The organism is Serratia sp. CY40230, assembly GCF_052168835.1.
GTDB lineage: Bacteria > Pseudomonadota > Gammaproteobacteria > Enterobacterales > Enterobacteriaceae > Serratia > Serratia nematodiphila.
Genome location: NZ_JBJNLX010000002.1, coordinates 691,717 through 714,491, shown reverse-complemented (window position 1 = coordinate 714,491; position 22,775 = coordinate 691,717). Strand labels below are relative to the sequence as shown.

The window sequence follows — 22,775 nt, the reverse complement described above, 5'->3', positions numbered from 1 at the left end:
AAAACAACAAAACAGCATATTCAAATGTTGAAAACTGCAAATATCACGGCGAGCGAAAATAATAATCCCCGACGCGGCATCAGCGGCGTCGGGGAAATACTACTTCACGTTATTCAGGCGTTGCTGAGGGCTTTTTTCGCTGCGGGGGTTAATTGTTGCAGCGTGCGCTCCGCTAGCAGCGAAAAATAGTGGGCGGCAGGGAAGAGGGCGCGCTCATCGGGATTGAAACGCGGATGGTGCAGGCCGAATTCGCTGGCGGAGCCGATGCTGACGAACGCGCCCGGCACGTGATGCAGATACAGCGCGAAATCTTCGCCGCCCATCTGCAGCTCCGCCTCTTCGACCCGGTAGCCGGCCTCGGCGGCGACGGTTTTGCTGAATGCCGCCCAATGGGCGTCGTTGATCACCGCCGGCGGCCCCGGCTGCCAGTGCAGTTCAGCCTGGGCGCCCAGCGCGGCGGCGACGCCGTCGATCACCTGGCGAATTTTATCCGGCACCTGGCGGCGCACCGCGTCGCTGTGGGTGCGCACCGTGCCTTCCAGCTCCACGGTTTGCGGCAGCACGTTCCAGGTATTGCCGCCTTCGATGCGCGTCACGCTCACCACCAGCGATTCCAGCGAGCTGAAGCTGCGGCTGGGCAGCGTCTGCAGCGCGCCGACGATCTGGCTGGCGGTGACGATGGTATCGACGCCCTGTTCCGGTTTGGCGGCGTGGGCGCCTTTGCCGGTGATGCGGATCTGGAAGCGATCGACGTTGGCGTAGAACGGCCCGGCGCGGGTGGCGAAGGTGCCGGTGGGCAGCTCCGGCGCGTTATGCAGACCAAATACCGCCGCGACGTTATCCAGCGCGCCGGCGTCGATCAGGTGCCGGGCGCCGTTGAAGGTCTCTTCCGCCGGCTGGAAGAAGATGCGCACCGTGCCGGGCAGCTCGGCCTCACGCGCTTTGAGCAGGTGCGCGGCGCCGAGCATCACCGAGGTGTGAAAGTCGTGGCCGCAGGCGTGCATCACGCCGCTGTTTTGCGAGCTAAAGGGCACGTCGGCGATTTCGTCGATTGGCAGGGCGTCGATGTCGCCGCGCAGGGCGATGATCGGCCCCTTGCCGCTGCCGATCTCCGCCACGACGCCGGTTTTCAGCGCCAACGGCAGAATACGAATGCCCGCCTCTTGCAGCCAGCGGGTCAGGCGGGCGGTGGTGGCGAATTCGTGATTGGAAAGCTCCGGGTTTTGGTGCAGTTCACGCCGATAGGCGATGATCTTGTCTGCCAACTGGCTGGTCATAGGCTTGGCTCACAGTGGGAAATAAACCCTAACCCTAGTGCAGGGGCCGCCGAAGCAAAAAGACCATCTGGTTATATTTCATAGCGATTGTGTCTGCACGACGCGTCAACGATGGGGGGAAGGGGCTGGTTTAGGCGTTCGCGCGTTGTTCGCCGGCGCAGGGAGAGGATTGGCCTGGAACGGTAACGTATCGCAACCGGTGCAATGCATTTACACCGGGCAACACGGATTTTTTCACTCTTTATCGGATTTCTGTGATCGCGGTGGTGGACAAAATCCTGCCTGCTTGCTGTACTGTAATCGACACAGGTTTTGTGTCTTTCATTCACGTTAAAGGTAAGTTTGATGTCTAAGATTAAAGGTAGCGTTAAGTGGTTTAATGAATCCAAGGGCTTCGGTTTCATTACTCCGGAAGATGGTAGCAAGGACGTTTTCGTTCACTTCTCTGCCATCGTTAGCAACGGTTTCAAAACGCTTGCTGAAGGCCAGCGTGTAGAATTTGAAATCACGAACGGTGCCAAAGGCCCATCTGCCGCTAACGTTACTGCTATCTAAGCTGCGTAGCTGAATTTCTTAAAACCCGCTCATTGAGCGGGTTTTTTATTGGGCGCGTTATGCGTCGCTGCGGCGGGCCAACAGGCTGAACAGCAGGATGGCGACGGCGTAGCAGCCGACGATGGTCAGCGCCATCGACAGGCCTGAGGTGCCGCCCAGCCCGGTGAGCGGCACGGCGCAGGCGCCGAGCGCGAACATGCACACGCCGATCAAGGCCGATGCGCTGCCGGCTTTGTCCCCCTGGCTTTGCATCGCCAGCGACGAGGCGGTCGGGCCGACGATGCCGATCACCGCCACCGAGAAGAACAGCGGCACCAGCAACACGACCAGCGGCGCATGCAGCGCGGCGGCCAACAACAGCAACAGCGATGCGACGGCCGCCAGCGTTAACCCGCCCCTCAACACCCGGCGTTCCCCCCAACGTGAACTGAGACGGCTGGCCAGCTGCGCCGCAATGATCAGCCCGACGCCGTTAATGGCGAAGCACAGGCTGAACATCTGCGGGCTGAGGCCGTAGATCTGCTGCAAGACGAAAGGCGAAGCGCCGATATAGGCGAACATGCCGGCCATTACGAAGCCCTGCGTCAGGCACAGCCCCATAAAATAGCGCTGGGTCAGCAACCCGCCGAGTGACATCAGCATCGCCAGGATACCGCCCTGGCTGCGGCGCTCTACCGGCAGGGATTCGCGCAGCTTCAGCGCCGACAGGCTGAACAGCAGCACCGCGATGGCCGCCAGTACGCCGAAGATGCCGCGCCAGTTCATCACCTGCAGCATCACGCCGCCCAGCACCGGCGCGACGATCGGCGCCAGGCCGTTAACCAGCATCAGCAAGGCGAAGAAACGGGTCAGCTCATGGCCGGCGTACAGATCGCGGGCAATGGCGCGGGAAATCACCGCGCCACCGGCGCCGGCGATGCCCTGCAGCAGGCGGGCGATCAGCAACTGGTCGATGGTGGGCGCCAGCGCGCACCACAGCGAAGCGCCCAGCAGCAGGATCAGCGACAGCAGCAGCGGGCGCATGCGGCCCAGCTTGTCGCTGTAAGGGCCGAAAATCAGCTGGCCGACGCCCAGGCCTAGCAGCCCGGCGGTCAGGCTGAGCTGCGCGGCGGCGGTGGAGGTATTCAGCTCGCCCGCCATCTCCGGCAGGGCGGGCAGGTAGAGATCGGTGCACAGCGGCCCCAGCGCGGCCAGCAGGCCAAGCACGACGGCGTACACCAGACGTTGTCTGGCTAAGTGTTTGGTCATGGGAGATTAGAGTTTCCTGAACAGGTGAGAAATGGCCTGCTGATACAGATCGCGCAGCAGGGACGCATCGGCTTTTTGCGTGGTAAGGATCCGGTAACCGGTGCCTTCGCTCATGACGGCGATAAACTCCACCCGGGCGGCGATCTCTTCCGCGCTGAAATGGGGGTACAGCCGCTGCAGATTGTGGCACACGTGGCGAAACAGCCGCGCTTCCGCATCGCTGAGCATTTTGGCCACCACCGGGTTGCGCGTGGCCTCGGCGGTCACTTCCAGCATCAGCATGTGATCGGTTTCGCTCTCGCCCGGCTGCTGAAACAGCGTGCGCGCCGCCAGCACGCCGGCGATCAGGTTGATGTGATCGCCAAGGTTTTCCAGCCGCTGCATCTTGTTGGTGATGATGCGGTTGACGATCTCTTCGATGATCGCGTCTTTATTGGCGAAATAGCGATAGATTTGCCCGACGCTAAGCTGCGAGCCTTGGGCGATCTCCGCCATGCTGGCGGCGTGGAAGCCGTGGCGGCGAAAGCTGGTTTTCGCCGCTTCGACGATCTGATCGCGGCGAGCCTGCACCTTGGCCTGTTTACTGTCGTTGGGGGAGAGCATCTGCCCGATCCTTTGCTACGCGTGAGCCGGGTCCACATTTTTGGGTGTGAACGTTCATTCTCAATTGTAGTGTAACCGACCGGAAAGACGCAAGATGAACGCGTGCTGCGATAAAAGGCGTTTAAGCGAACAGGTAGGATTTGATAAAGGCGGCGACGATCAGCACGCACAGCGCAACGGCGATCGCTTCGGCGGCGGTTTTCGGCAGGCTAAACATAGCGATTTCTCATCCAGTCAGGGGTACTGGATGAGATTATGCGCATGCAAGATTAAGGAAACATTAAGGCCTTATCGCCCGTTGACCCACATCACCAGCATAAAGGCCAGCAGCGTCATCGCCAGCGAGCCGGCCAGGTTGAGCAGCATGTTGGCCAGCGCCCAGCCGAAGCGGCCATCCTGCATCAGGTATACCACCTCCAGCGAAAAGGTGGAGAAGGTGGTCAGGCCGCCGCAGAATCCGGTGGTGATCAGTAATTTCCAGGTGGGATCCAGATGCGTCATGCGGGTGAAAATCGCCATCGCCAGGCCGATGATAAAACCGCCGATCAGATTGACCATCAGCGTACCGAGCGGAATGTGGGCGTTCAGCGGATTCATTTTCATACTTACCGCCCAGCGCAAAACGCTGCCGACGCCGCCGCCGATAAATACGGCCAGTAAAGAGCTCAACATGGGGCAACTACCTTTCAATCAGAGAAATTCACGAGGCTCGGAAAGGGACAGGCGTAACGCTACGCGCCTCTCTCCGAGAGGTTACGTAGACATCATCAGCCTGTGAAGGCGGTTAGGGAGGAATGTCATCTCCAGCGTGCCGCACGGCCTTTTTCGCCGCACCCGGTGGATGTTACACCTAATGCCGCCTATTTTGTAGTATCGACACTCTGCGAGGTAAAACGGATGGAAATCAGAACGGCGCGTCTGAGCGACCGGCACGCTATCGCTGAATTAATGACGGCGCTGGATTATCCCGGCACCGAGGCGTTTCTGACACAGCGGATGCACCAACTTCTGGCGCACCCGGACGAGGCGTTGCTGGTGGCGGAGCAGGGCGAACAAGTGCTGGGCGTGTTGTCGTTGCATTTTCTGCCGCAGTTGGCGTTGGCCGGCGACATTGGCCGCATCAGCTATTTTTGCGTCGACGATCGGGCGCGCGGCGCGGGCGTAGGGCGGCGGTTGCTGGCGGCAGGCGAGGCGCTAGCGCACCGTCGCGGCTGCGATCGGCTGGAAGTCCATTGCCACAGCCGCCGCGAGCGGGCGCATGCGTTTTACCGGCGTGAAGGCTTTGTCGAAGCGCCGAAGTATTTTGCCAAGTTATTAAGTCAGTAAGTTACTCCCCTGGCGGCGCCGCCGTTTCCAGCCGGTTGCGGCCATTCTGCTTCGCCCGATAGAGCGCGCCGTCGGCCGCTTTCAGCCAGTCCAGATAACCGCCCAGCGCGGGGTGGTAGTTAGCGATGCCGGCGCTGATCTGCAGCCGCAGCTGCGGCGCCTCCTTGAAGCTGACCGCGTCCAGCCGCTGCTGGATGCGGCGCAGAACGATTTCCGCCTGCTCAGCACTGGTGTTCGGCAGCACTGCGCCAAACTCGTCGCCGCCGTAACGCCCGACGATATCCACGTTGCGCATGCCGATCAGCAGCTCTTCCGCCAACGCCGCCAGGGCTTCATCTCCCAGCGGATGGCCGAAGGTGTCGTTGATGGTTTTGAAGCGATCGATATCCATCAGGATCAGCGTGGCGTTATCCTGGTAGCGGCGGCAGCTGTCGAACTGGCGATGCAGCAGGTGCTCCCAGTGGCGGCGGTTATACAGGCCGGTCAGCCCATCGCGGGTGCTGATGCGCTGCAGCTCCTGTTTCTTTTCCGCCAACCGTTTGGCGGTGCGGTAGGTCACCAGCCCGAGCAGCGTCGGATAAAGGTAGATCATCGGCAGGCACAGATAGATTTGCAGCGCCGTGCTGTGCGGGTGAAACGGGAAGCCGAGCAACGCGGCGGTGAGCATCGCCGTAGCCAGTTGAATGGCCAATCCTTTCACAAACAGCGTTTTGCCGGCTGAAGCGATGTTATTCATGCTCATCATCGACAGGATGACGATGGCGGGCAGCGCGTTGAACGCCATCATCGCCGCCCAGAAGCCGCCGAAGGCGGAGTCGATCAAGAGGTTGCGGATCTCGGCTTTGAACGGATCTTTGGCGCGGCAGGCCAGGCGATAGGCGAGATGCGGCCAGAGAAAGCCGTGAAAGGCCAGCAATAGCCACACCGCCGTGGGCGGAGCCAAGGGGTAGAGCGCGGCGCAAACGCAGATAAAGCCGAGCCCCAGACCGGCGACGCGGGGCAGATAGGTGCGTTTGGCGAAGCTGAGGCCGGATTTTCGGGCATCGAAAATGGGTGGAGCAATATACATCCGGCATCTCCCTGATAAGCATCACGGCAGAGTAGCATGCGGGTGATAAACTAAGAATAGTCTGGGATTCACGCCGTGAAGCCGTGTGGCATTCCTGCGACGGATCTCACTCTGTTACATGTTGCGGTTGTGCGAGCTGAAGGAAAGTCGCTAAATATTCGCAGGCAAGGTCAGTTTTTCTCGCTGTTCACGCAGCGCTCTATGATAAGAAGGTGAGTATGGAAGGTATCAGCATTACCAAACTTCTGGTGATTGCGGTGTTGGTGATTTTACTGTTCGGCACCAGCAAACTGCGCACGCTCGGCGCCGATCTTGGCGCGGCGCTGAAAGGCTTTAAAAAAGCCGTAGGCGACGACAGTACGCCGCCGGCCGCCGGCAACAATGCCGCCGAAAGCCAGTCCGCGCAGCAGAGCGTCGAGAAGAAAGACGTTTAATCTCGTCTGATGGCGCACAATAAAAAACGGATGCCTTGCGGACATCCGTTTTTTGGCGTTTTCGCCGTCTTTAGCGTAACAAACTATTACGCGTTATTTCACTTCCATCCCTTTGGCCTGCAGATCGGCGTGGTAAGACGAACGCACGAACGGGCCACAGGCGGCATGGGTGAAGCCCATCGCCATCGCTTCTTCTTTCATCTCGTCAAACTCGGCCGGGCTGACGTAGCGCTGCACCGGCAGGTGGTGACGGCTCGGCTGCAGGTACTGGCCCAGCGTCAGCATGGTCACGCCGTGGCGACGCAGATCGCGCATCACTTCAATGATTTCCGCGTTGGTTTCGCCCAGGCCAACCATCAGGCCGGATTTGGTCGGGATATCCGGGTGCGCTTCTTTAAAGCGCTCCAGCAGCTTCAACGACCACTCGTAGTTGGCGCCCGGGCGTACCTGGCGGTATACGCGCGGCACGTTTTCCAGGTTGTGGTTGAACACGTCCGGCGGCGTGGCGGTGAGGATCTCCAGCGCGCGATCCATACGGCCGCGGAAGTCCGGCACCAGCGTTTCAATTTTGATGTTCGGGCTCTTGGCGCGGATGGCCGAGATGCAGTCGGCAAAGTGCTGAGCGCCGCCGTCGCGCAGATCGTCGCGGTCAACCGAGGTGATCACCACATAACGCAGCGCCATGTCGGCGATGGTTTGCGCCAGCTTTTCCGGCTCGTTGGCGTCCGGCGCGATCGGGCGGCCGTGAGCCACGTCGCAGAACGGGCAGCGACGGGTGCAGATGGCGCCGAGGATCATAAAGGTGGCGGTACCGTGGTTGAAACACTCGGACAGGTTAGGGCACGAGGCTTCCTCACAGACGGAGTGCAGGCCGTTTTTACGCATCGCGGCTTTGATGCCCTGAATGCGCGTAGAGTCGGCAGGCAGTTTGATCTTCATCCACTCGGGTTTACGCAACAGCTCCTGCCGTTCGGTGACCACCGTTTTGACCGGGATCAGCGCCATTTTGTCAGCATCGCGGTATTTGACGCCGCGTTCCATCTGAATTGGTTTACTCATAATCGTGCAGGTTCCAGTTACGAAGCTCGACCGTCTGGTAGCCGAGTAAATGAACAAATTCCTGTACCAGGATTGGGTGTATGTCTTCAATGCCAACGCCGGGCGCCAGCGCGCTGACCTGCGTCATCTGCATGCCGGCGTAACCGCAAGGGTTGATGCGTTGGAAGGGGCTGAGATCCATCGCCACATTCAGGGCCAGGCCGTGGAATGAGCTGCCTTTGCGGATCCGCAAACCCAACGAACAGATTTTCTGCTCCCCCACGTACACGCCGGGCGCATCCGGACGGGCGCGCGATGCGAGGCGGAAGTGGGCGAGGGTGTTGATAACCGTATCTTCTATCGCCGTGACCAATTGGCGTACGCCGACCTTATTGCGCTTCAGATCGACCATCACGTACATCACCTGCTGGCCCGGCCCGTGGTAGGTCACCTGGCCGCCGCGATCGCTCTGGACAACCGGGATATCGCCGGGCATCAGCACGTGTTCGGCTTTGCCGGCCTGGCCCTGGGTGAATACCGGGTGATGCTGCACCAGCCACAGCTCGTCCGGCGTAGTCTCGGTACGACTGTCGGTGAAGTTATGCATGGCTTGGGATACAGGCGCGTAGGGCTGCAACCCCAGCTGACGCAAAATGATCTTGTCTGGTTGCAAAAGAGTCATCGTCAGGTTACAGAAGTGGTAAAGCCATTATACCGGGCGCTCCGGCTGGCGGCCAGCCTTTCGCTGACCAAAAATGCGCAACCCGGGAAGACGCTGCGCCATCCCGGGTTGATAAGCAGGGTTTTATGCTGGAATTACAGCACCATGCGAACAATTTCAATGTTGCCCAACTCCTCGTACAGGGTTTCGACCTGCTCGATGTGAGTGGCGTTGATGGTGATGGAGACCGAGTGGTAGTTGCCTTTGCTGCTTGGCTTAACCTGCGGGTTGTAATCGCCCGGCGCATGGCGCTGCACCACTTCAACTACCTGGTCAACCAGCTCAGGCTGCGCCAGGCCCATCACCTTGTAGGTAAACGAGCAAGGGAATTCGAGCAGTTCGTTCAGTTTAGTTTTTTGCATGTGCGTGCGCTCCAGAGTGCTAGCTAATCTATAAATTATAACTCCCGCCGGGGCGGGAGTTAATGTTATTCAGTATATGGGGGCAATTTCGCCCGTTTCAACCGTTAACCGAACCAGTGGTGGAACATCAGTTTGATGTAGTCCACGATGCGGCTGAAGAAACCACCTTCTTTCACTTCGTTCATCACCACCAGCGGACGCTGGTCGATGGTTTTGCCGTCCAGCTGGAAGTTGATGCTGCCCACCACCTGGTTTTTCGCCAGCGGCGCGTGAATTTCCGGCGTGTTCAGCACATAGCTGGCCTTCAGATCTTTCATGCGGCCGCGCGGGATGGTCAGGTAAACGTCTTTATCCACGCCCAGCTCAACGCGATCGGCATCGCCGAACCAGACCGGCTCAGAGGCGAACTCTTTACCGACTTTCAGCGGCGCCACGGTTTCGAAGAAGCGGAAGCCCCAGGTCAGCAGTTTCTTGCTCTCGGCTTCGCGGCCTTTGTAGGTGCGGCCGCCCATCACGGCAGAGATCAGACGCATCTGGCCTTCGGTCGCCGAAGCCACCAGGTTGTAGCCCGCCGCGTCGGTGTGGCCGGTTTTGATGCCGTCGACGTTCAGGCTGTTATCCCACAGCAGACCGTTGCGGTTCATCTGGCGGATATTGTTGAAAGTGAACTCTTTTTCTTTGTAAATCGCGTACTCTTCCGGCACGTCGCGGATCAGCGCCTGGCCGATCAGCGCCATGTCGCGCGCCGAGCTGTACTGGCCCTGGGCATCCAGGCCGTGTACCGTCTGGAAGTGAGTGTTCTGCAGGCCCAGCTTGCTGACGTAGGTGTTCATCAGGTTGACGAACGCGTCCTGGCTGCCGGCGACGTAGTCGGCCATCGCCACGCAGGCGTCGTTACCGGACTGCAGGTTGATGCCGCGGGTCAGTTTGGAGACCGGCACGCGATCGCCCGGCTTCAGGAACATCAGCGAGGAACCTTTGAACACCGGGTTGCCGGTCGCCCAGGCGTCCTGGCCGACGGTCACCAGATCGTCCTGGCCGATTTTGCCCGCTTTCAGCGCCTGGCCGATGACGTAGCTGGTCATCATTTTGGTCAGGCTGGCCGGATCGCGACGCGCATCAGCGTTCATCTCGGCCAGCACCTTGCCGGAGTTGTAATCAATCAGGATGTACGCTTCCGCATCGATCTGCGGGACACCTGGGATCATGGTTTTGATGTTAACGTCATCGGCATGTGCAACGGAGGCTGCGCTCATTGCGATAACGGTGCCGAGTGCGATGCTTTTGATTAAGCGAAAAGAAGTTACTTGTTTCATGATCGGGACTACAACATCCGTGAAAGTAAAGTTAAAAAACGAGCCACACTATAGCAGATGCGATCCCGGCAGGCATTATCCATTCATCTGACTAATTGCGGTTAGTGTCCTTTTAGCTGCAAGAAAATGTTTCAGCTAAATAACCGCTTAACAGCCGTGAATGCCCGCCGGGTTTAACGCTCAGGGTGCAGCAGTAACGAAAGACTGTTGTTGCGCTTCGCTGGCCAGGCGTTGTTGCAGTTGGGCCGCCTGCTGACGGCTGCTGAACGGGCCGAGCTGGACGCGGTAAACATTGCCGTTGGCCGCCACTTTGCCCGGTACGCCAAACTGTTGGCTCAGGCTTTGCTGCCAGCTCTGGGCGCGCTCGGCGCTGCTCAACGCACCGACCTGCACCACGTAACCGCCGGAGGAGGAAGCGGCAGCCATGCCGGCAGCGGCAGCGCCGGCCGCGACCGGTGCGGCTACTGCGGCGGCTTCAGGCTCGGAACCTTCCAGCACCCCGGCCGGCACCGCGCTTGGCGCGCCGAGGAAACCACTGCGGCCGTTGGCGGCGTTGCCGGCGTTCGCAGGCGCGTCGTCATCGGTGCGCAGGGTGCTGTTATCAATAGGGCGCACCGCCGCGCCGCTGGCGACCGGCACGTCCTGTTGGATCGGGGTGCCCATGCCGCTGGAGCCAAGATCCGGGCGCGCCGGCAATGCGTAGCTCTGTTTCGCCACGATGGTGCCGATGGTGCCAGGGCCGCTCAGCGTGCCGTCCGGCGCCACGTTGATGAAATCGACTTTGACCTTGGTGTTGTTGGACAGGTTGAGGCGATCGGCGGCGGCTTTCGACAGATCGATGATACGGCCCTTGGTGTAAGGCCCGCGATCGTTGACGCGCACCACCAACTGACGGCCGTTGGCCAGGTTGGTGACGCGCACGTAGCTTGGGATCGGCAGCGTTGGGTGGGCCGCAGTCAGGCCATTAGGATCGAACTGCTCGCCCAGCGCGGTGGTGTTGCCGTTGGCTTCTTCGCCATACCAGGCCGCCAGGCCGGTCTGCGAGAAGTTCTGCGGATCTTTTACGATGCGGTAAGTATCGCCATTAACCTTATAATCCTGCATGTTATTAGGGTTATAGGGTTCATATTGAGGCTCGACGCCGCCGATTTCCACCACCGGGCCGTTGTACGGCTGCGGAGGGGCTTGCTGTTCCGTGGTCGGGGCGGTACAGGCGGAGAGCAACACCGCCGCGACGCCGATCCAAAGCCATTCCTTACGCATTACTCACCTCTTATAAACTTTTAGACAGCATTTTCCGATGCGTGTGGATCGACATGATGATGCCGAAACCGGCCATCAACACTATCAGCGCCGAACCCCCGTAACTGACCAGAGGCAAAGGTACGCCAACTACCGGCAAAATGCCACTGACCATACCGATGTTAACAAAGACATAAACGAACAAAATCAGCATCAAGCCGCCGACCATCACGCGGCCGAAGGTGGTTTGCGCCTTGGCGGCGATCATCAGCCCGCGAATGATCACCAGCAGGTAGAGCGCCAGCAGCACCAACACCCCGATCAGCCCCAGCTCTTCGGCCAACACGGCGAAGATAAAGTCGGTATGGCGCTCCGGCAGGAACTCCAGCTGCGACTGGGTGCCGTGCAGCCAGCCTTTGCCGGACAGGCCGCCGGAGCCGATGGCGATCTTGGATTGAATAATGTGATAACCGGCGCCGAGCGGGTCGCTTTCCGGATCGAGCAGCATCATCACGCGGTCGCGCTGATAGCCGTGCATCAGGAAGAACCACAGCACCGGGATAAAGGCCGCCAGCGCGACGGCGGCGACGGCGATCAGTTTCCAGCTCATGCCCGACAGAAACAGCACGAACAGGCCGGAGGCGGCGATCAGGATCGACGTGCCGAGATCCGGCTGCGCGGCCACCAGCAGCGTCGGCAGGAAGATCAGCACCAGCGCGATGGCGGTGTTTTTCAGCGAAGGCGGGCAGACATCGCGGTTCATAAAGCGCGCCACCATCAGCGGCACGGCGATCTTGGCGATTTCCGACGGCTGGAAGCGCACCACGCCGAGATCCAGCCAGCGCTGCGCGCCTTTGCTGATCTGCCCGAAGGCGTCCACCAGGATCAGCAAAATCACGCAGAAAATATACAGATAGGGCGCCCAGCTTTCGTATACGCGCGGCGGGATCTGCGCCATGACGGCCATCACGATCAGCCCCATGACGATCTGCCCGATCTTGCGCTCCATCATGCCGATGTCCTGGCCGCTGGCGCTCCACATCACGAAGGCGCTGTAGACCAGCAGAGCCAGGATCAGCAGCAGGAACGTCGGATCGATGTGGATTTTGGTCCAGATCGAGCCTTTTTGTTGGCTTTCAGTCATGTTCTACCTTAGTCACCTTCTACGCCAGGCGGCAGCGGGGCCTCGCTTGGCAATTGCGTATTGTTGTCGCCCAGCAGAATATGGTCGAGGATCTGGCGGGTGATGGTGCCCACCGCCGGACCGGAGCCGCCGTTTTCCAGAATGATGGCGACCGACACCGTCGGGTTGTTGAACGGCGCAAAGGCGGTCATCAGCTTGTGATCGCGCAGGTGCTCCGCCAGTTTATGGGCGTTGTAGGTTTCGTAACCGAAGACCTGTGCGGTGCCCGATTTCGCCGCGGCTTTATAAGATGCGTCCGCAAAGTACTTGCGCGCCGTCCCGTTCGGACGGTTGGCCACACCGTACATGCCGTCTTTGGCGATTTCCCAGAAGCCGGAGTGAATATCGCCGATCTGCGTGCTCTCTTCCTGTTTGAACGGCACCAGCGCGCCGTTGACGCGGGTGCTCTGCAGCAGGTGCGGCGTTTTGACGGTACCGTCGTTGATCAGGGTGTTCAGCGCCTTGGCCATCTGGATCGGCGTGGCGGTCCAGTAACCCTGGCCGATGCCCACCGGAATGGTGTCGCCCTGATACCATGGTTTTTTATAGCGTTTCAGCTTCCATTCGCGCGTCGGCATCAGGCCGGAGCGCTCTTCGGCCAGATCGATGCCGGTGTACTGGCCGTAACCGAATTTGGTCAGCCAGCTCGACAGCCGATCGATCCCCATATCATAGGCGACCTGATAGAAGTAGGTATCCGCGGATTCTTCCAGCGCTTTGGTGACGTTCAGGCGACCGTGACCCCATTTTTTCCAGTCGCGAAAGCGTTTTTCCGAGCCGGGCAGTTGCCACCAGCCGGGATCGAACACTACGGTGTTCTTGGTGATCACCCCGGCGCTGAGTGCCGACACGGCGATATAAGGTTTCACCGTCGACGCGGGCGGATAAACCCCCTGCGTGGCACGGTTGATCAGCGGACGATTCGGATCGTTCAGCAGACCCTGATAGTCCTTGCTGGAAATGCCGTCCACGAACAGGTTCGGATCGTAGCTCGGATTGGACACCATCGCCAGGATGGCGCCGGTGCGCGGATCGCTCACCACTACCGCGGCGCGGCTGCCAACCAGCAGCTGTTCGATATAGCGCTGCAGATCAAGATCGAGCGTCAGGTAGACGTCCTGGCCGGCGGAAGGCGGCTGCTCGTGCAATTGGCGGATCACCCGGCCGCGGTTGTTGACTTCAACCTCTTCGTAACCGGTTTTACCGTGCAGCGTGTCTTCGTAATAGCGTTCGATGCCCAGCTTGCCGATATCGTGGGTGGCGGCGTAGTTGGCCAGCTTGCCGTCTTTGTCCAGACGTTCAACGTCGCGGTCGTTGATCTTCGACACATAGCCGGTGACGTGGGTGAGGGCGGATCCGTAAGGATAGTAGCGGCGCTGATAGCCTTTCACTTCCACGCCGGGGAAGCGGAACTGATTGACCGCAAAGCGGGCGACCTGCACCTCGGTCAGCGCGGTTTTCACTGGAATGGAGACGAAACGGCGCGAGCGCTTGCGCTCTTTTTCGAAATTGGCGATGTCGTCGTCAGTCAGATCGACCACCGTGCGCAGCGCCTGCAGCGTGGCCTTGAGATCGTCGACCTTCTCCGGCATCAGCTCCAGCTGATAAATGGTGCGGTTGAGCGCCAGCGGGGTGCCGTTGCGATCGTAGATAATGCCGCGGCTGGGCGCGATGGGCACCAGTTTGATGCGGTTTTCGTTGGAGCGGGTGCGGTAATCCTCGACGCGGACCACTTGCAGATTATACAGGTTGGCGATCAGGATGCCGGACAGCACCAGGATGACCAGGAACGCCACCAGGGCGCGGCGTACAAACAGGGCGGATTCAGCCGTATAGTCGCGAAAAGGGTTACGTTCTATTTTCATCCCGCTGCTTTATTTCACTCTGTCACGGTCACCACCGGCTATTCCCGGTGGTAAGGATGATTTGTTGTAATACTCCAGGCGCGGTAGAGGCTTTCGGCCACCAGGACGCGCACCAAAGGATGCGGCAGCGTCAACGGAGAAAGTGACCAGCTCTGCTCGGCAGCGGCTTTGCAGGCGGGCGCCAGCCCTTCCGGGCCGCCGATCAGCAAGCTGACATTGCGGCCATCCTGCTTCCAGCGCTCAAGCTGCTGCGCCAGCTGCGGCGTTTCCCACGGCGTGCCTGGGATATCCAGCGTAACGATGCGGTTGCCTTTGCCCACCGCCGCCAGCATCTGTTCGCCTTCCTTGTCCAGAATGCGCTTGATGTCGGCGTTTTTGCCGCGTTTGCCGGCCGGGATCTCGGTCAACTCAAACGGCATGTCTTTGGGAAAGCGGTGCAGGTAATCCATAAAGCCGGTTTGCACCCAGTCTGGCATTTTGGTGCCGACCGCCACCAATTGCAGTTTCACCGCTTAGCTCCAGAGTTTTTCCAGCTCGTACAGGCGACGGCTTTCTTCCTGCATCACGTGCACGATCACTTCGCCCAGATCGACCACGATCCAGTCGGAGGCTTCCTGGCCTTTCATGCCGTACAGTTCCATGCCCGCGGCGCGGGATTCCTGCACCACGTGGCTGGCGATCGACATCACGTGGCGCGTTGAGGTGCCGGTGCAGATGATCATGCAATCGGTGATGCTGGATTTGCCCTGGACGTCCAGAGCGACAATGTCTTGGCCTTTCAGATCATCGATTTTATCGATGACGAAATCTTGGAGCGCTTTACCTTGCAAAGGTTCCCCCTCGGGTGTGTTCTGTTCAGTCGGCTGCGGCGGGCAAAATGCGCGCGCCGCGGCGTAACCGGATAATGGTTTCGGCAGGCTGCCGCTGAAAGCCAGCTAACTGGTGACTGCCCGGCCAGCTAAGGTTTCCGGGGTTTTCAGCGGATACCTGAAAAATAGCGGCGCAGTATATCACGCACCTTTCACTAGCGATATAAACCCTGCAACTCGATATAGCGCTGCACCGGGCGCGGCAGCAGGTCGTCGCAGTTGAGGCCCTGATGGCGGCGCTGGCGGATCTCGGTGGCGGAAATTTCCAGCTCCGGCGTATCGGCCAAATAGATATGGCCGTGCGGGCGACGGCTGAGCAGCGCCGGGTCGGCGGTGCGATGGCGTTCCAGCCACTGCTGCAGTTCCGGCGTGTCCATGCGATCGTTATAGCCCGGGCGCGCCAGCACCAGCAGGTGGCAGACGTCCAACAGCGCCTGCCAGCGGTGCCACTTATGCAGCGTCAGCAGTGAGTCCTGGCCAATAATAAACGCCAGCGGCTGGGCGGCGCCACGCTCTTTACGAATCGTTTCCAACGTCTCGATGGTGTAGGAGGGCGTGGTGCGGTGCAGTTCGCGATCGTCGACCGCAAACAGCGGGTTGCCGGCGATCGCCAGCTCGACCATCTTCAGGCGCTGTTGCGCATTGGCCTCCGGCTGCGGGCGGTGCGGCGGCACATGGTTAGGCAGCAGCGTGACGCGATTCAGGCCCACTTCGGCGGCCAGCGCCTCCACCGGCCGCAGGTGGCCGTAGTGGATTGGATCAAAGGTGCCGCCGAACAGCGCGTGCAAAACGGTGGGGTGTTCCGGGTTAGTGGGCATCGCTAAAACTCGTGGCCAGTGGTTTGCCGCACAGCAGCATCGACAGGGTTTCCAGTTCCGGCCAGACCGACTGGCCATAGTCCTGCTTGAGGGTCAGCTCGATTTGCGTCAGCAGCTGTACCGCCTGCTGCAGCTGGGGGCCGGACAGGCGTTGCAACGCCTGGGTCACCAGCGGGCGGCGGTTCTGCCAGACCTTGTGCTGATCGAACAGCGAGCGCAGCGGCGCGGAAGCCATGCGGCGCTGCAGCGTCAGCAACAGCAGCAGTTCGCGCTGCAGGGTGCGCAGCAGGATCACCGGCTCCACGTCCTCTTGCTGCAACTGCTGCAGAATATGCCAGGCGCGCTTGCTCTTGCCGGCCAGCAGGGCGTCCAGCCAGTGGAACGGCGTGAAGTGGGCGGCGTCGTTCACCGCCTGTTCGACGCGCGGCAGCGTGAGCTTGCCGTCCGGGTGCAGCAGCGACAGCCGCTCCAGCGCCTGCGACAGCGCCAGCAGGTTACCTTCGTAGCAGTAGCACAGCAGCTGATTGGCCGCGTCGTCCAACTCCAGTTTCATCGACTTGGCGCGCGCGGCGACCCAGCGCGGCAGCTGCGCCTGTTCAGGCGTCTGGCAACTGACGAGAGCGCCGTGCGGGCTGAGCGCCTTGAACCAGGCGCTGTTTTCCTGCGCTTTGGTGAGGCGCGGGCCGCGCAGGATCAGCAGAATATCCTCGTGCAGCAGCGTGGCGAGTTTGCTCAACTGCTCACCGATCGGCGCCGTCGGGCCGTTTTCCGGGAAGATCAGCAGCAGCGTCTGGCGGCTGGCGAACAGGCTCATCGCCTGGCAGATGCCGAAGATGGCGTCCCAGTCGGTATGGGCGTCGAGGGAAATGCTGTAGTGCTCGCTGAACTGCTGCTGTTGCGCGGCCTGCCGGAGTAAATCCTGGCTCTCCTGCAGCAGCAGCGGTTCATTGCCGCTCAATAAATAACAAGCGCGCAGCCCCTCACGGAGCTGCGCGGCAAGTTGTTCCGGATAAATACGGATCATTGTGCGGTTTGGCTTGCCGCTCGTTCGCCGGCGGCAGCGGCTTTCTGCCGGTTTTCTTCTTCCGCCGCATGCACGGTCAGCAGTTTACGCACCAGTTGCTGCGCCGCCTGCTCACGCATTTCCTGGCGAATGATCTCCTGCTCGGAGTCTTTGGCCAGCGCGGTCAGCGGGTTGTCGAAGAACGAACGGAACACTTTCACCGACAGCGGATACAGGTCGTGGCCCGGGAGCAGCACCTGCGCCTGCACGGTCAGCACCAGCTGGTACTCGGCGGTTTTACCGTCCTGGAAGATCGAGGCGGTATCCTGGCTTTCCGTCGCGCCGACGATGCGCAGGGAAGGCACGTCTTTACGCTTCGGATCGCTGACGATGGTCACGGCGTTCAAACGCAGCTGCTCACGCACCGCGCGCGTCAATGGCCCGTAAGGATCCGAACTGTCCAGGATCAGCGTTTTCATTTCATTAGGCACCTGCGTGGTGCCACGCAGGTGAAAACCGCAGCCGGCGGTGACCAGCACCGCCAACCCCAGCAACAGCGTCAGAATACGTTGTCGCACAACTCCTCCTTGTGTTAACCCACAACCAGGTTAAGCAGTTTGCCCGGAACGTAAATCACTTTGCGAATCGTGACGCCGTCCAGATATTTAGCCACCAGATGCTCTTCGGCAGCGCGCGCGCGCACTTGCTCTTCGGTCGCATCGGCAGATACGGTGATTTTAGCGCGAACCTTGCCGTTCACTTGCACCACCACCAGCTTGGAGTCCTCGACCATCGCCTGTTCGTCGGCAACCGGCCATGGCGCGGTGTCCACGTCGCCTTCGCCACCCAGCGCCTGCCACAGGGTGAAGCACACGTGAGGGGTGAACGGATACAGCATGCGCACCACGGCCAGCAGCGCTTCTTGCAGCAGCGCGCGATCCTGCTCGCTCTCCTGCGGCGCGCGGGCCAGCTTGTTCATCAGCTCCATCACGGCGGCGATTGCGGTGTTGAAGGTCTGACGGCGGCCGATATCGTCGGTCACCTTGGCGATGGTTTTGTGCAGATCGCGGCGCAGCGCTTTCTGATCTTCGTTCAGCGACGCCACGTTCAGCGGCTGTACCGCGCCTTTTTCCACGTGATCATAGGCCAGTTTCCACACGCGTTTCAGGAAGCGGTTAGCCCCTTCCACGCCGGATTCCTGCCACTCCAGCGTCATTTCTGCCGGTGAAGCGAACATCATGAACAGACGCACGGTGTCCGCGCCGTATTTTTCCACCATCTCCTGCGGGTCGATGCCGTTGTTTTTCGACTTCGACATTTTGCTCATGCCAGCATAGACCAGTTCACGGCCTTGCGGATCCGTAGCCTTGATGATGCGGCCCTTGTCGTCGCGCTCGACGGTGGCGTCAACCGGGGATACCCAGACGCGCTCGCCGCTGTTGCCGGTGTAGTAGAAGGCGTCGGCCAGCACCATGCCCTGACACAGCAGGCGCTTGGCCGGCTCATCGGAATCCACCAGGCCCGCATCGCGCATCAGCTTGTGGAAGAAGCGGAAGTACATCAAGTGCATGATGGCGTGCTCGATGCCGCCGATATATTGATCGACCGGCAGCCAGTAGTTGGCGGCGGCCGGATCCAGCATGCCCTGGTCATACTGCGGGCAGGTGTAGCGCGCGTAGTACCAGGAAGATTCCATAAAGGTGTCGAAGGTGTCGGTTTCGCGCAGCGCCGGCTGGCCGTCGACGGTGGTCTTCGCCCACTCAGGGTCGGCCTTGATCGGGCTGGTGATGCCGTCCATGACCACGTCTTCCGGCAGGATCACCGGCAGCTGGTCTTCCGGCGTCGGCATTACGGTGCCGTCTTCCAGCGTCACCATCGGGATTGGCGCACCCCAGTAACGCTGACGGGAAACGCCCCAGTCGCGCAGACGGTAGTTAACCTTACGCTGGCCTACGCCCTTGGCGACCAGTTTGTCGGCGATGGCGTTGAAGCCGGCTTCATTGTCCAGACCGTCGAACTCGCCGGAGTTGAACAGCGCGCCTTTGTCGGTCATCGCTTCGGCGCTCACGTCAGGCTGGCTGCCGTCGAGGTTCAGGATCACCGGTTTGATCGGCAAATCATATTTGGTGGCGAATTCCCAGTCGCGCTGGTCGTGCGCCGGTACCGCCATCACGGCGCCGGTGCCGTATTCCATCAGCACGAAGTTGGCGACCCATACCGGCAGCTTCTCGCCGCTCAGCGGATGGACCACGAACAGGCCGGTCGGCATGCCTTTCTTCTCCATCGTCGCCATTTCGGCTTCGGCCACTTTGGTGTTGCGGCATTCGTCGATGAACTCGGTCAGCGCCGGATTGTTGCGCGCGCCCTGTTGCGCCAGCGGGTGGCCCGCGGCGACCGCCACGTAGGTGGCGCCCATGAAGGTGTCCGGGCGGGTGGTGTAGACCGTCAGCTTCTCTTCGCTGTCCGCCACGTCGAAGGTGATTTCCACGCCTTCGGAGCGGCCAATCCAGTTGCGCTGCATGGTTTTCACCTGCTCCGGCCAGCTTTCAAGCGTGTCCAGATCGTTCAGCAGCTGATCGGCGTAAGCGGTGATTTTGATGAACCACTGCGGGATCTCTTTACGCTCGACCTTGGTGTCGCAGCGCCAGCAGCAGCCGTCGATAACCTGTTCGTTGGCCAGCACGGTCAGATCGTGCGGACACCAGTTCACCGCCGAAGTCTTCTTGTAGACCAGGCCTTTTTCATACAGCTTGGTGAAGAACCACTGTTCCCAGCGATAGTATTCCGGCTGGCAGGTGGCGATTTCGCGATCCCAGTCGTAGCCGAAGCCCAGCAGTTTCAGCTGGTTCTTCATGTATTCGATGTTGTCGTAGGTCCACGGGGCCGGCGCGGTGTTGTTTTTCACCGCGGCGCCTTCCGCCGGCAGGCCGAACGCATCCCAGCCGATCGGCTGCAGTACGTTTTTGCCCAGCATGCGCTGATAGCGCGAGATCACGTCGCCGATAGTGTAGTTACGAACGTGGCCCATGTGCAGTCGGCCGGACGGGTAAGGCAGCATGGATAGGCAGTAGTACTTTTCCTTGCTGTCGTCTTCGGTAACTTTGAAAGTCTGCTTCTCTTGCCAGTGAAGCTGTACGTTCGATTCTATGTCTTCTGGACGGTATTGCTCTTGCATGGCGGCCGGTGGTCCTGTAGGTGTAAACCGTTGCCCCGGTCAGAGGCAACGCAATGAACATTTAGTATTCGTAGATCCGCATAGCATAGCTGATAAGACCTCCCGGCAACAACTCCAAGCGCCTGACTCGGCACATTTAAAAAAAACGCCATCATGACGCGGCTCACAACCTGCGGATCCCGCGTCTTGCCAAGTGACATCAGTCATTTACGGCTAAAATAAGAACAAGTAGCTTAGGGGGGATCCCTACAGCCAAGTCCGGCGCAGCGTTTATCGAGGAGAGTCTATGAACAAGGTTGCTCAGTATTACCGCGAATTGGTGGCATCGTTGAGCGAACGCCTGAAAAACGGCGAACGCGATATCGATGAACTGGTGGCCAGCGCGGAGCGGCGCTTGAACGAGGCCGAAGATTTGACCCGCGACGAAGTGCGGCAGGTGACGCAGGCGGTGCGGCGCGATCTGGAGGAGTTCGCTCGCAGCTATCAGGAGAGCCGGGACGAGTTTACCGACAGCGTGTTTATGCGCGTGATCAAAGAGAGCCTGTGGCAGGAACTGGCGGATATCACCGACAAAACCCAGCTGGAGTGGCGCGAGGTGTTCAAGGATGTCAGCCACCACGGCGTTTACCACAGCGGTGAAGTGGTGGGGCTGGGCAATCTGGTGTGCGAGCAGTGTCACTACCATCTGGCGTTTTACACGCCGGAAGTGCTGCCGCTCTGCCCGAAATGCGGTCACGACCAGTTCCAGCGCCGGCCGTTTGAACCTTGATGACGTTCCCCGCCAGGGCGGGGAACGCTAAGGCCGGCGTTTAACGGAACAGTTTCTTCAGCAGGTTGCTCAGGAAACCGCCGCTGACGGTTGCCGGGGCAACGTCCGCCTGCGCCGGTGCGCTGGCCGGTACGGCGACGCCGGCCGGGATTTTTTGCACGACTGCGATGCGGCTGTCCTGGGCGGCTTTCTCCGCCGCTTCCGGGCCATAGGCGAAGCCTTCCGCCAGCACGAATTCAACGTCGGTGATGCCGATAAAGCCCAGGAACAACTTCACGTACGGCGTGATCAGATCCGTCGGCGTGTCGGCGTGGATGCCACCGCGGCTGGAGATGACGATCGCTTTCTTGCCCGTCACCAGCCCTTCGGCGCCGGCGGAGGTATAGCGGAATGTCTGGCCGGCGCGGGCGATAAGATCGAAGTAGATCTTCAGCTGCGTCGGGATGTTGAAGTTGTACATCGGGGCGCTGATGATCAGCGTGTCGTGCGATTTCAGCTCGGCAATCAGCTCATCGGACAGCGCCAGGGTGCTTTGCTGATGCGGCGTCAGCGGTTTGTCGCCGGCGGTAAAGCCGGCCATCACTTCACCATCCAGCTCCGGCAGCGTTGGGTTGGCCAAATCACGCACGGTAAACGTGTCTTCAGGGTGAGTTTCACGCCATTGTTCAACAAAAAAATCGACTAATTTTCCAGACTGGGAATATTCACCCAGAATGCTTGATTTCAGGACCAGTACGCGGCTCATTGGCTTATCTCCAGGCGAAGGCTAATCGGTAACGATGTCAGTCGGTGTAAATGCATGGTAGAGGCAAGCCATGAACAGTGATAGCGCAAAAATTCGCTGAGTTAAATCAAAAAAGTTGAATGAGGGGCGCGAGCGCGCCCCGATAGGATCAATAACGCGCTACGCGCTCGGCCAGCAGATCGATAAAGCCCTCGCGGTTGATGCCGGTCAGCACTTCCACGTTGGCCGCGTTGCCGGTTTGCTGGAAATAGTCCACCACCGTCATGCCGACGGTGTATTCCCCTTTGGTCTCCACGCCGACCCAGCGTTCAACGCCGGTGAACAGCTGTGGCGCCAGCAGCCAGGCGATGGTGCAGGGATCGTGCATCGCTGCGCCGGGCAGGCCGCGCGGATGGCTGAGGTACAGCGGCAGATAAAAATCGAGCATCTCCGCGACCGCCTGCGCGACCGGATTGTCTATCTGACGAATGCGCTCGATATCCTGCGGCAACACCAGCGCCTGATGGGTGACGTTCAGCCCGGCCATGGTCAGCGGCACGCCGGATTTCAGCACCATTTCGGCGGCTTCGGGATCGACGAAGATGTTGAACTCCGCCACCGGCGTAGTATTGCCGGCGTTCATGCCGCCGCCCATGAATACGATGCGCTCGATGCGGCTTTTCAACTCGGCATGCTGGGCCAGTAGCAGGGCGATATTGGTCATCGGGCCGGTCACCACCAGGGTTATCGGCTGCGGGCTGGCGCGCAGCAGGTCGGCGATCAGCTCGACGGCGCCGCGGGGATCGGGTTTGAGGGTCGGCGTCGGCAGGTGGGTGTTGCCCATGCCGGTTTTGCCGTGGACATAGTCGGCGATCACCAGCTCGCGCATCAGCGGGCCGCCGGCGCCGGCGGCGACCGGGATGTCCTCGCGCTGCATCAGGGTCAGCAGGCCCAGCGCATTATGCAGGGTTTTCTCCGGCGTCTGGTTGCCGGCGGAGGTGGTAATGGCTTTGACGTCCAGCTCCGGCGAACGCAGCGCCATGGCCAGCGCGATGGCGTCGTCGAGGCCGGGATCGCAATCGATGATAATAGGGCGGGGCATGTTCTTTCTCCTCTGTTTGTTATCCAGCGAGCATCGGATCAAAACCGGGGAGAAACAAGCGCTTTTAGTGCCGGGA

At 60.3% G+C, this 22,775-nt stretch carries 24 protein-coding genes and 1 riboswitch; of the genes, 4 read left to right on the top strand and 20 right to left on the bottom strand.

The window, feature by feature from the left end; translation table 11 throughout:
• Positions 1–113: 113 nt before the first annotated feature.
• Positions 114–1,277 carry a M20 peptidase aminoacylase family protein gene (locus tag ACJ8IJ_RS10635; protein ID WP_171403124.1) on the bottom strand — a complete coding sequence of 388 codons (1,164 nt, stop codon included), beginning with the start codon at positions 1,275–1,277 and terminating at the stop codon, positions 114–116.
• A gap of 345 nt (positions 1,278–1,622) precedes the next feature.
• On the opposite strand from ACJ8IJ_RS10635, the gene cspE reads away from it, so the two are divergent.
• A complete protein-coding gene (gene cspE / locus ACJ8IJ_RS10630; protein ID WP_004940030.1) occupies positions 1,623–1,832 on the top strand; it encodes a transcription antiterminator/RNA stability regulator CspE in 210 nt (69 codons plus the stop codon).
• 57 nt (positions 1,833–1,889) lie between these two features.
• On the opposite strand, the gene ACJ8IJ_RS10625 is transcribed toward cspE, so the two are convergent.
• The 3 genes from ACJ8IJ_RS10625 to crcB form a co-directional block, all read right to left on the bottom strand.
• Positions 1,890–3,080: a multidrug effflux MFS transporter gene (locus ACJ8IJ_RS10625; RefSeq protein ID WP_015376928.1), complete on the bottom strand. Its 1,191-nt coding sequence runs from the start codon at positions 3,078–3,080 to the stop codon at positions 1,890–1,892.
• 6 nt (positions 3,081–3,086) lie between these two features.
• Positions 3,087–3,683 (bottom strand): TetR/AcrR family transcriptional regulator, encoded by a 597-nt coding sequence (locus tag ACJ8IJ_RS10620; RefSeq protein ID WP_265260900.1) that lies wholly within the window; start codon positions 3,681–3,683, stop codon positions 3,087–3,089.
• A 288-nt stretch (positions 3,684–3,971) separates the two neighbouring features.
• Positions 3,972–4,355, bottom strand: coding sequence for a fluoride efflux transporter CrcB (gene crcB / locus ACJ8IJ_RS10615; RefSeq protein ID WP_004940022.1), 384 nt, complete (start codon positions 4,353–4,355; stop codon positions 3,972–3,974).
• A 79-nt stretch (positions 4,356–4,434) separates the two neighbouring features.
• Positions 4,435–4,497, bottom strand: a riboswitch (Fluoride riboswitch).
• A gap of 83 nt (positions 4,498–4,580) precedes the next feature.
• Between crcB and ACJ8IJ_RS10610 the strand changes: the two genes are divergently transcribed.
• The gene (locus tag ACJ8IJ_RS10610) at positions 4,581–5,009 is read left to right on the top strand and encodes a GNAT family N-acetyltransferase (protein WP_049188489.1); all 429 of its coding nucleotides are present in this window, start codon (positions 4,581–4,583) and stop codon (positions 5,007–5,009) included.
• A gap of 1 nt (position 5,010) precedes the next feature.
• On the opposite strand, the gene ACJ8IJ_RS10605 is transcribed toward ACJ8IJ_RS10610, so the two are convergent.
• Positions 5,011–6,078, bottom strand: a complete 1,068-nt coding sequence (locus tag ACJ8IJ_RS10605; protein ID WP_166444934.1) for a diguanylate cyclase — start codon at positions 6,076–6,078, stop codon at positions 5,011–5,013.
• Between the two features lie 218 nt (positions 6,079–6,296).
• Here ACJ8IJ_RS10605 and tatA point away from each other — a divergent pair, with 218 nt between their 5' ends.
• Complete coding sequence (gene tatA / locus ACJ8IJ_RS10600; RefSeq protein WP_004940019.1) at positions 6,297–6,512, top strand: Sec-independent protein translocase subunit TatA; 216 nt, start codon at positions 6,297–6,299, stop codon at positions 6,510–6,512.
• Positions 6,513–6,605: 93 nt separating this feature from the next.
• Here tatA and lipA read toward each other — a convergent pair whose 3' ends face one another.
• From lipA to leuS, 13 genes are all read right to left on the bottom strand, one after another.
• Entirely contained in the window at positions 6,606–7,571 is a 966-nt protein-coding gene (gene lipA / locus ACJ8IJ_RS10595) for a lipoyl synthase (RefSeq protein ID WP_004940018.1), read from the bottom strand.
• A complete protein-coding gene (gene lipB, locus ACJ8IJ_RS10590; protein WP_015376934.1) occupies positions 7,564–8,232 on the bottom strand; it encodes a lipoyl(octanoyl) transferase LipB in 669 nt (222 codons plus the stop codon). The genes lipA and lipB overlap by 8 nt, the downstream gene beginning before the upstream one ends.
• A gap of 134 nt (positions 8,233–8,366) precedes the next feature.
• Positions 8,367–8,633, bottom strand: a complete 267-nt coding sequence (gene ybeD, locus ACJ8IJ_RS10585) for a DUF493 family protein YbeD (RefSeq protein WP_004940012.1) — start codon at positions 8,631–8,633, stop codon at positions 8,367–8,369.
• Between the two features lie 104 nt (positions 8,634–8,737).
• Positions 8,738–9,949 (bottom strand): D-alanyl-D-alanine carboxypeptidase DacA, encoded by a 1,212-nt coding sequence (dacA, locus tag ACJ8IJ_RS10580; protein ID WP_004940010.1) that lies wholly within the window; start codon positions 9,947–9,949, stop codon positions 8,738–8,740.
• A 180-nt stretch (positions 9,950–10,129) separates the two neighbouring features.
• Positions 10,130–11,212 carry an endolytic peptidoglycan transglycosylase RlpA gene (gene rlpA, locus ACJ8IJ_RS10575; protein ID WP_166444935.1) on the bottom strand — a complete coding sequence of 361 codons (1,083 nt, stop codon included), beginning with the start codon at positions 11,210–11,212 and terminating at the stop codon, positions 10,130–10,132.
• Positions 11,213–11,222: 10 nt separating this feature from the next.
• The gene (mrdB, locus tag ACJ8IJ_RS10570) at positions 11,223–12,335 is read right to left on the bottom strand and encodes a peptidoglycan glycosyltransferase MrdB (protein ID WP_004940006.1); all 1,113 of its coding nucleotides are present in this window, start codon (positions 12,333–12,335) and stop codon (positions 11,223–11,225) included.
• An 8-nt stretch (positions 12,336–12,343) separates the two neighbouring features.
• Positions 12,344–14,239: a peptidoglycan DD-transpeptidase MrdA gene (gene mrdA, locus ACJ8IJ_RS10565; protein ID WP_004940004.1), complete on the bottom strand. Its 1,896-nt coding sequence runs from the start codon at positions 14,237–14,239 to the stop codon at positions 12,344–12,346.
• A gap of 38 nt (positions 14,240–14,277) precedes the next feature.
• Entirely contained in the window at positions 14,278–14,748 is a 471-nt protein-coding gene (gene rlmH / locus ACJ8IJ_RS10560; protein WP_004940002.1) for a 23S rRNA (pseudouridine(1915)-N(3))-methyltransferase RlmH, read from the bottom strand.
• A 3-nt stretch (positions 14,749–14,751) separates the two neighbouring features.
• A complete protein-coding gene (gene rsfS, locus ACJ8IJ_RS10555) occupies positions 14,752–15,069 on the bottom strand; it encodes a ribosome silencing factor (protein ID WP_015376937.1) in 318 nt (105 codons plus the stop codon).
• 194 nt (positions 15,070–15,263) lie between these two features.
• On the bottom strand, positions 15,264–15,926 hold the full coding sequence (gene nadD / locus ACJ8IJ_RS10550; RefSeq protein WP_015376938.1) for a nicotinate-nucleotide adenylyltransferase: 663 nt from the start codon (positions 15,924–15,926) through the stop codon (positions 15,264–15,266).
• Entirely contained in the window at positions 15,916–16,950 is a 1,035-nt protein-coding gene (holA, locus tag ACJ8IJ_RS10545; protein ID WP_154871342.1) for a DNA polymerase III subunit delta, read from the bottom strand. The genes nadD and holA overlap by 11 nt, the downstream gene beginning before the upstream one ends.
• A complete protein-coding gene (gene lptE, locus ACJ8IJ_RS10540) occupies positions 16,947–17,507 on the bottom strand; it encodes an LPS assembly lipoprotein LptE (RefSeq protein ID WP_015376940.1) in 561 nt (186 codons plus the stop codon). Before lptE ends, holA begins: the two co-directional genes overlap by 4 nt.
• A gap of 14 nt (positions 17,508–17,521) precedes the next feature.
• Positions 17,522–20,104, bottom strand: a complete 2,583-nt coding sequence (gene leuS, locus ACJ8IJ_RS10535; RefSeq protein ID WP_031299996.1) for a leucine--tRNA ligase — start codon at positions 20,102–20,104, stop codon at positions 17,522–17,524.
• Positions 20,105–20,390: 286 nt separating this feature from the next.
• Between leuS and ACJ8IJ_RS10530 the strand changes: the two genes are divergently transcribed.
• Positions 20,391–20,873 (top strand): zinc ribbon-containing protein, encoded by a 483-nt coding sequence (locus ACJ8IJ_RS10530; RefSeq protein ID WP_004939988.1) that lies wholly within the window; start codon positions 20,391–20,393, stop codon positions 20,871–20,873.
• A 40-nt stretch (positions 20,874–20,913) separates the two neighbouring features.
• Here ACJ8IJ_RS10530 and ACJ8IJ_RS10525 read toward each other — a convergent pair whose 3' ends face one another.
• Positions 20,914–21,618 carry an FMN-dependent NADH-azoreductase gene (locus ACJ8IJ_RS10525; protein ID WP_015376942.1) on the bottom strand — a complete coding sequence of 235 codons (705 nt, stop codon included), beginning with the start codon at positions 21,616–21,618 and terminating at the stop codon, positions 20,914–20,916.
• 148 nt (positions 21,619–21,766) lie between these two features.
• A complete protein-coding gene (gene rihA / locus ACJ8IJ_RS10520) occupies positions 21,767–22,699 on the bottom strand; it encodes a pyrimidine-specific ribonucleoside hydrolase RihA (RefSeq protein ID WP_015376943.1) in 933 nt (310 codons plus the stop codon).
• Between the last annotated feature and the right edge of the window lie 76 nt (positions 22,700–22,775).

What these genes read in the sequence shown, in the direction of transcription:
- ACJ8IJ_RS10635 (WP_171403124.1), bottom strand. Translation starts at nt 1,277, where the DNA reads ATGACCAGCCAGTTGGCAGACAAGATCATCGCCTATCGGCGTGAACTG.
- cspE (WP_004940030.1), top strand. Translation starts at nt 1,623, where the DNA reads ATGTCTAAGATTAAAGGTAGCGTTAAGTGGTTTAATGAATCCAAGGGC.
- ACJ8IJ_RS10625 (WP_015376928.1), bottom strand. Translation starts at nt 3,080, where the DNA reads ATGACCAAACACTTAGCCAGACAACGTCTGGTGTACGCCGTCGTGCTT.
- ACJ8IJ_RS10620 (WP_265260900.1), bottom strand. Translation starts at nt 3,683, where the DNA reads ATGCTCTCCCCCAACGACAGTAAACAGGCCAAGGTGCAGGCTCGCCGC.
- crcB (WP_004940022.1), bottom strand. Translation starts at nt 4,355, where the DNA reads ATGTTGAGCTCTTTACTGGCCGTATTTATCGGCGGCGGCGTCGGCAGC.
- ACJ8IJ_RS10610 (WP_049188489.1), top strand. Translation starts at nt 4,581, where the DNA reads ATGGAAATCAGAACGGCGCGTCTGAGCGACCGGCACGCTATCGCTGAA.
- ACJ8IJ_RS10605 (WP_166444934.1), bottom strand. Translation starts at nt 6,078, where the DNA reads ATGTATATTGCTCCACCCATTTTCGATGCCCGAAAATCCGGCCTCAGC.
- tatA (WP_004940019.1), top strand. Translation starts at nt 6,297, where the DNA reads ATGGAAGGTATCAGCATTACCAAACTTCTGGTGATTGCGGTGTTGGTG.
- lipA (WP_004940018.1), bottom strand. Translation starts at nt 7,571, where the DNA reads ATGAGTAAACCAATTCAGATGGAACGCGGCGTCAAATACCGCGATGCT.
- lipB (WP_015376934.1), bottom strand. Translation starts at nt 8,232, where the DNA reads ATGACTCTTTTGCAACCAGACAAGATCATTTTGCGTCAGCTGGGGTTG.
- ybeD (WP_004940012.1), bottom strand. Translation starts at nt 8,633, where the DNA reads ATGCAAAAAACTAAACTGAACGAACTGCTCGAATTCCCTTGCTCGTTT.
- dacA (WP_004940010.1), bottom strand. Translation starts at nt 9,949, where the DNA reads ATGAAACAAGTAACTTCTTTTCGCTTAATCAAAAGCATCGCACTCGGC.
- rlpA (WP_166444935.1), bottom strand. Translation starts at nt 11,212, where the DNA reads ATGCGTAAGGAATGGCTTTGGATCGGCGTCGCGGCGGTGTTGCTCTCC.
- mrdB (WP_004940006.1), bottom strand. Translation starts at nt 12,335, where the DNA reads ATGACTGAAAGCCAACAAAAAGGCTCGATCTGGACCAAAATCCACATC.
- mrdA (WP_004940004.1), bottom strand. Translation starts at nt 14,239, where the DNA reads ATGAAAATAGAACGTAACCCTTTTCGCGACTATACGGCTGAATCCGCC.
- nadD (WP_015376938.1), bottom strand. Translation starts at nt 15,926, where the DNA reads ATGCCCACTAACCCGGAACACCCCACCGTTTTGCACGCGCTGTTCGGC.
- holA (WP_154871342.1), bottom strand. Translation starts at nt 16,950, where the DNA reads ATGATCCGTATTTATCCGGAACAACTTGCCGCGCAGCTCCGTGAGGGG.
- leuS (WP_031299996.1), bottom strand. Translation starts at nt 20,104, where the DNA reads ATGCAAGAGCAATACCGTCCAGAAGACATAGAATCGAACGTACAGCTT.
- ACJ8IJ_RS10530 (WP_004939988.1), top strand. Translation starts at nt 20,391, where the DNA reads ATGAACAAGGTTGCTCAGTATTACCGCGAATTGGTGGCATCGTTGAGC.
- ACJ8IJ_RS10525 (WP_015376942.1), bottom strand. Translation starts at nt 21,618, where the DNA reads ATGAGCCGCGTACTGGTCCTGAAATCAAGCATTCTGGGTGAATATTCC.
- rihA (WP_015376943.1), bottom strand. Translation starts at nt 22,699, where the DNA reads ATGCCCCGCCCTATTATCATCGATTGCGATCCCGGCCTCGACGACGCC.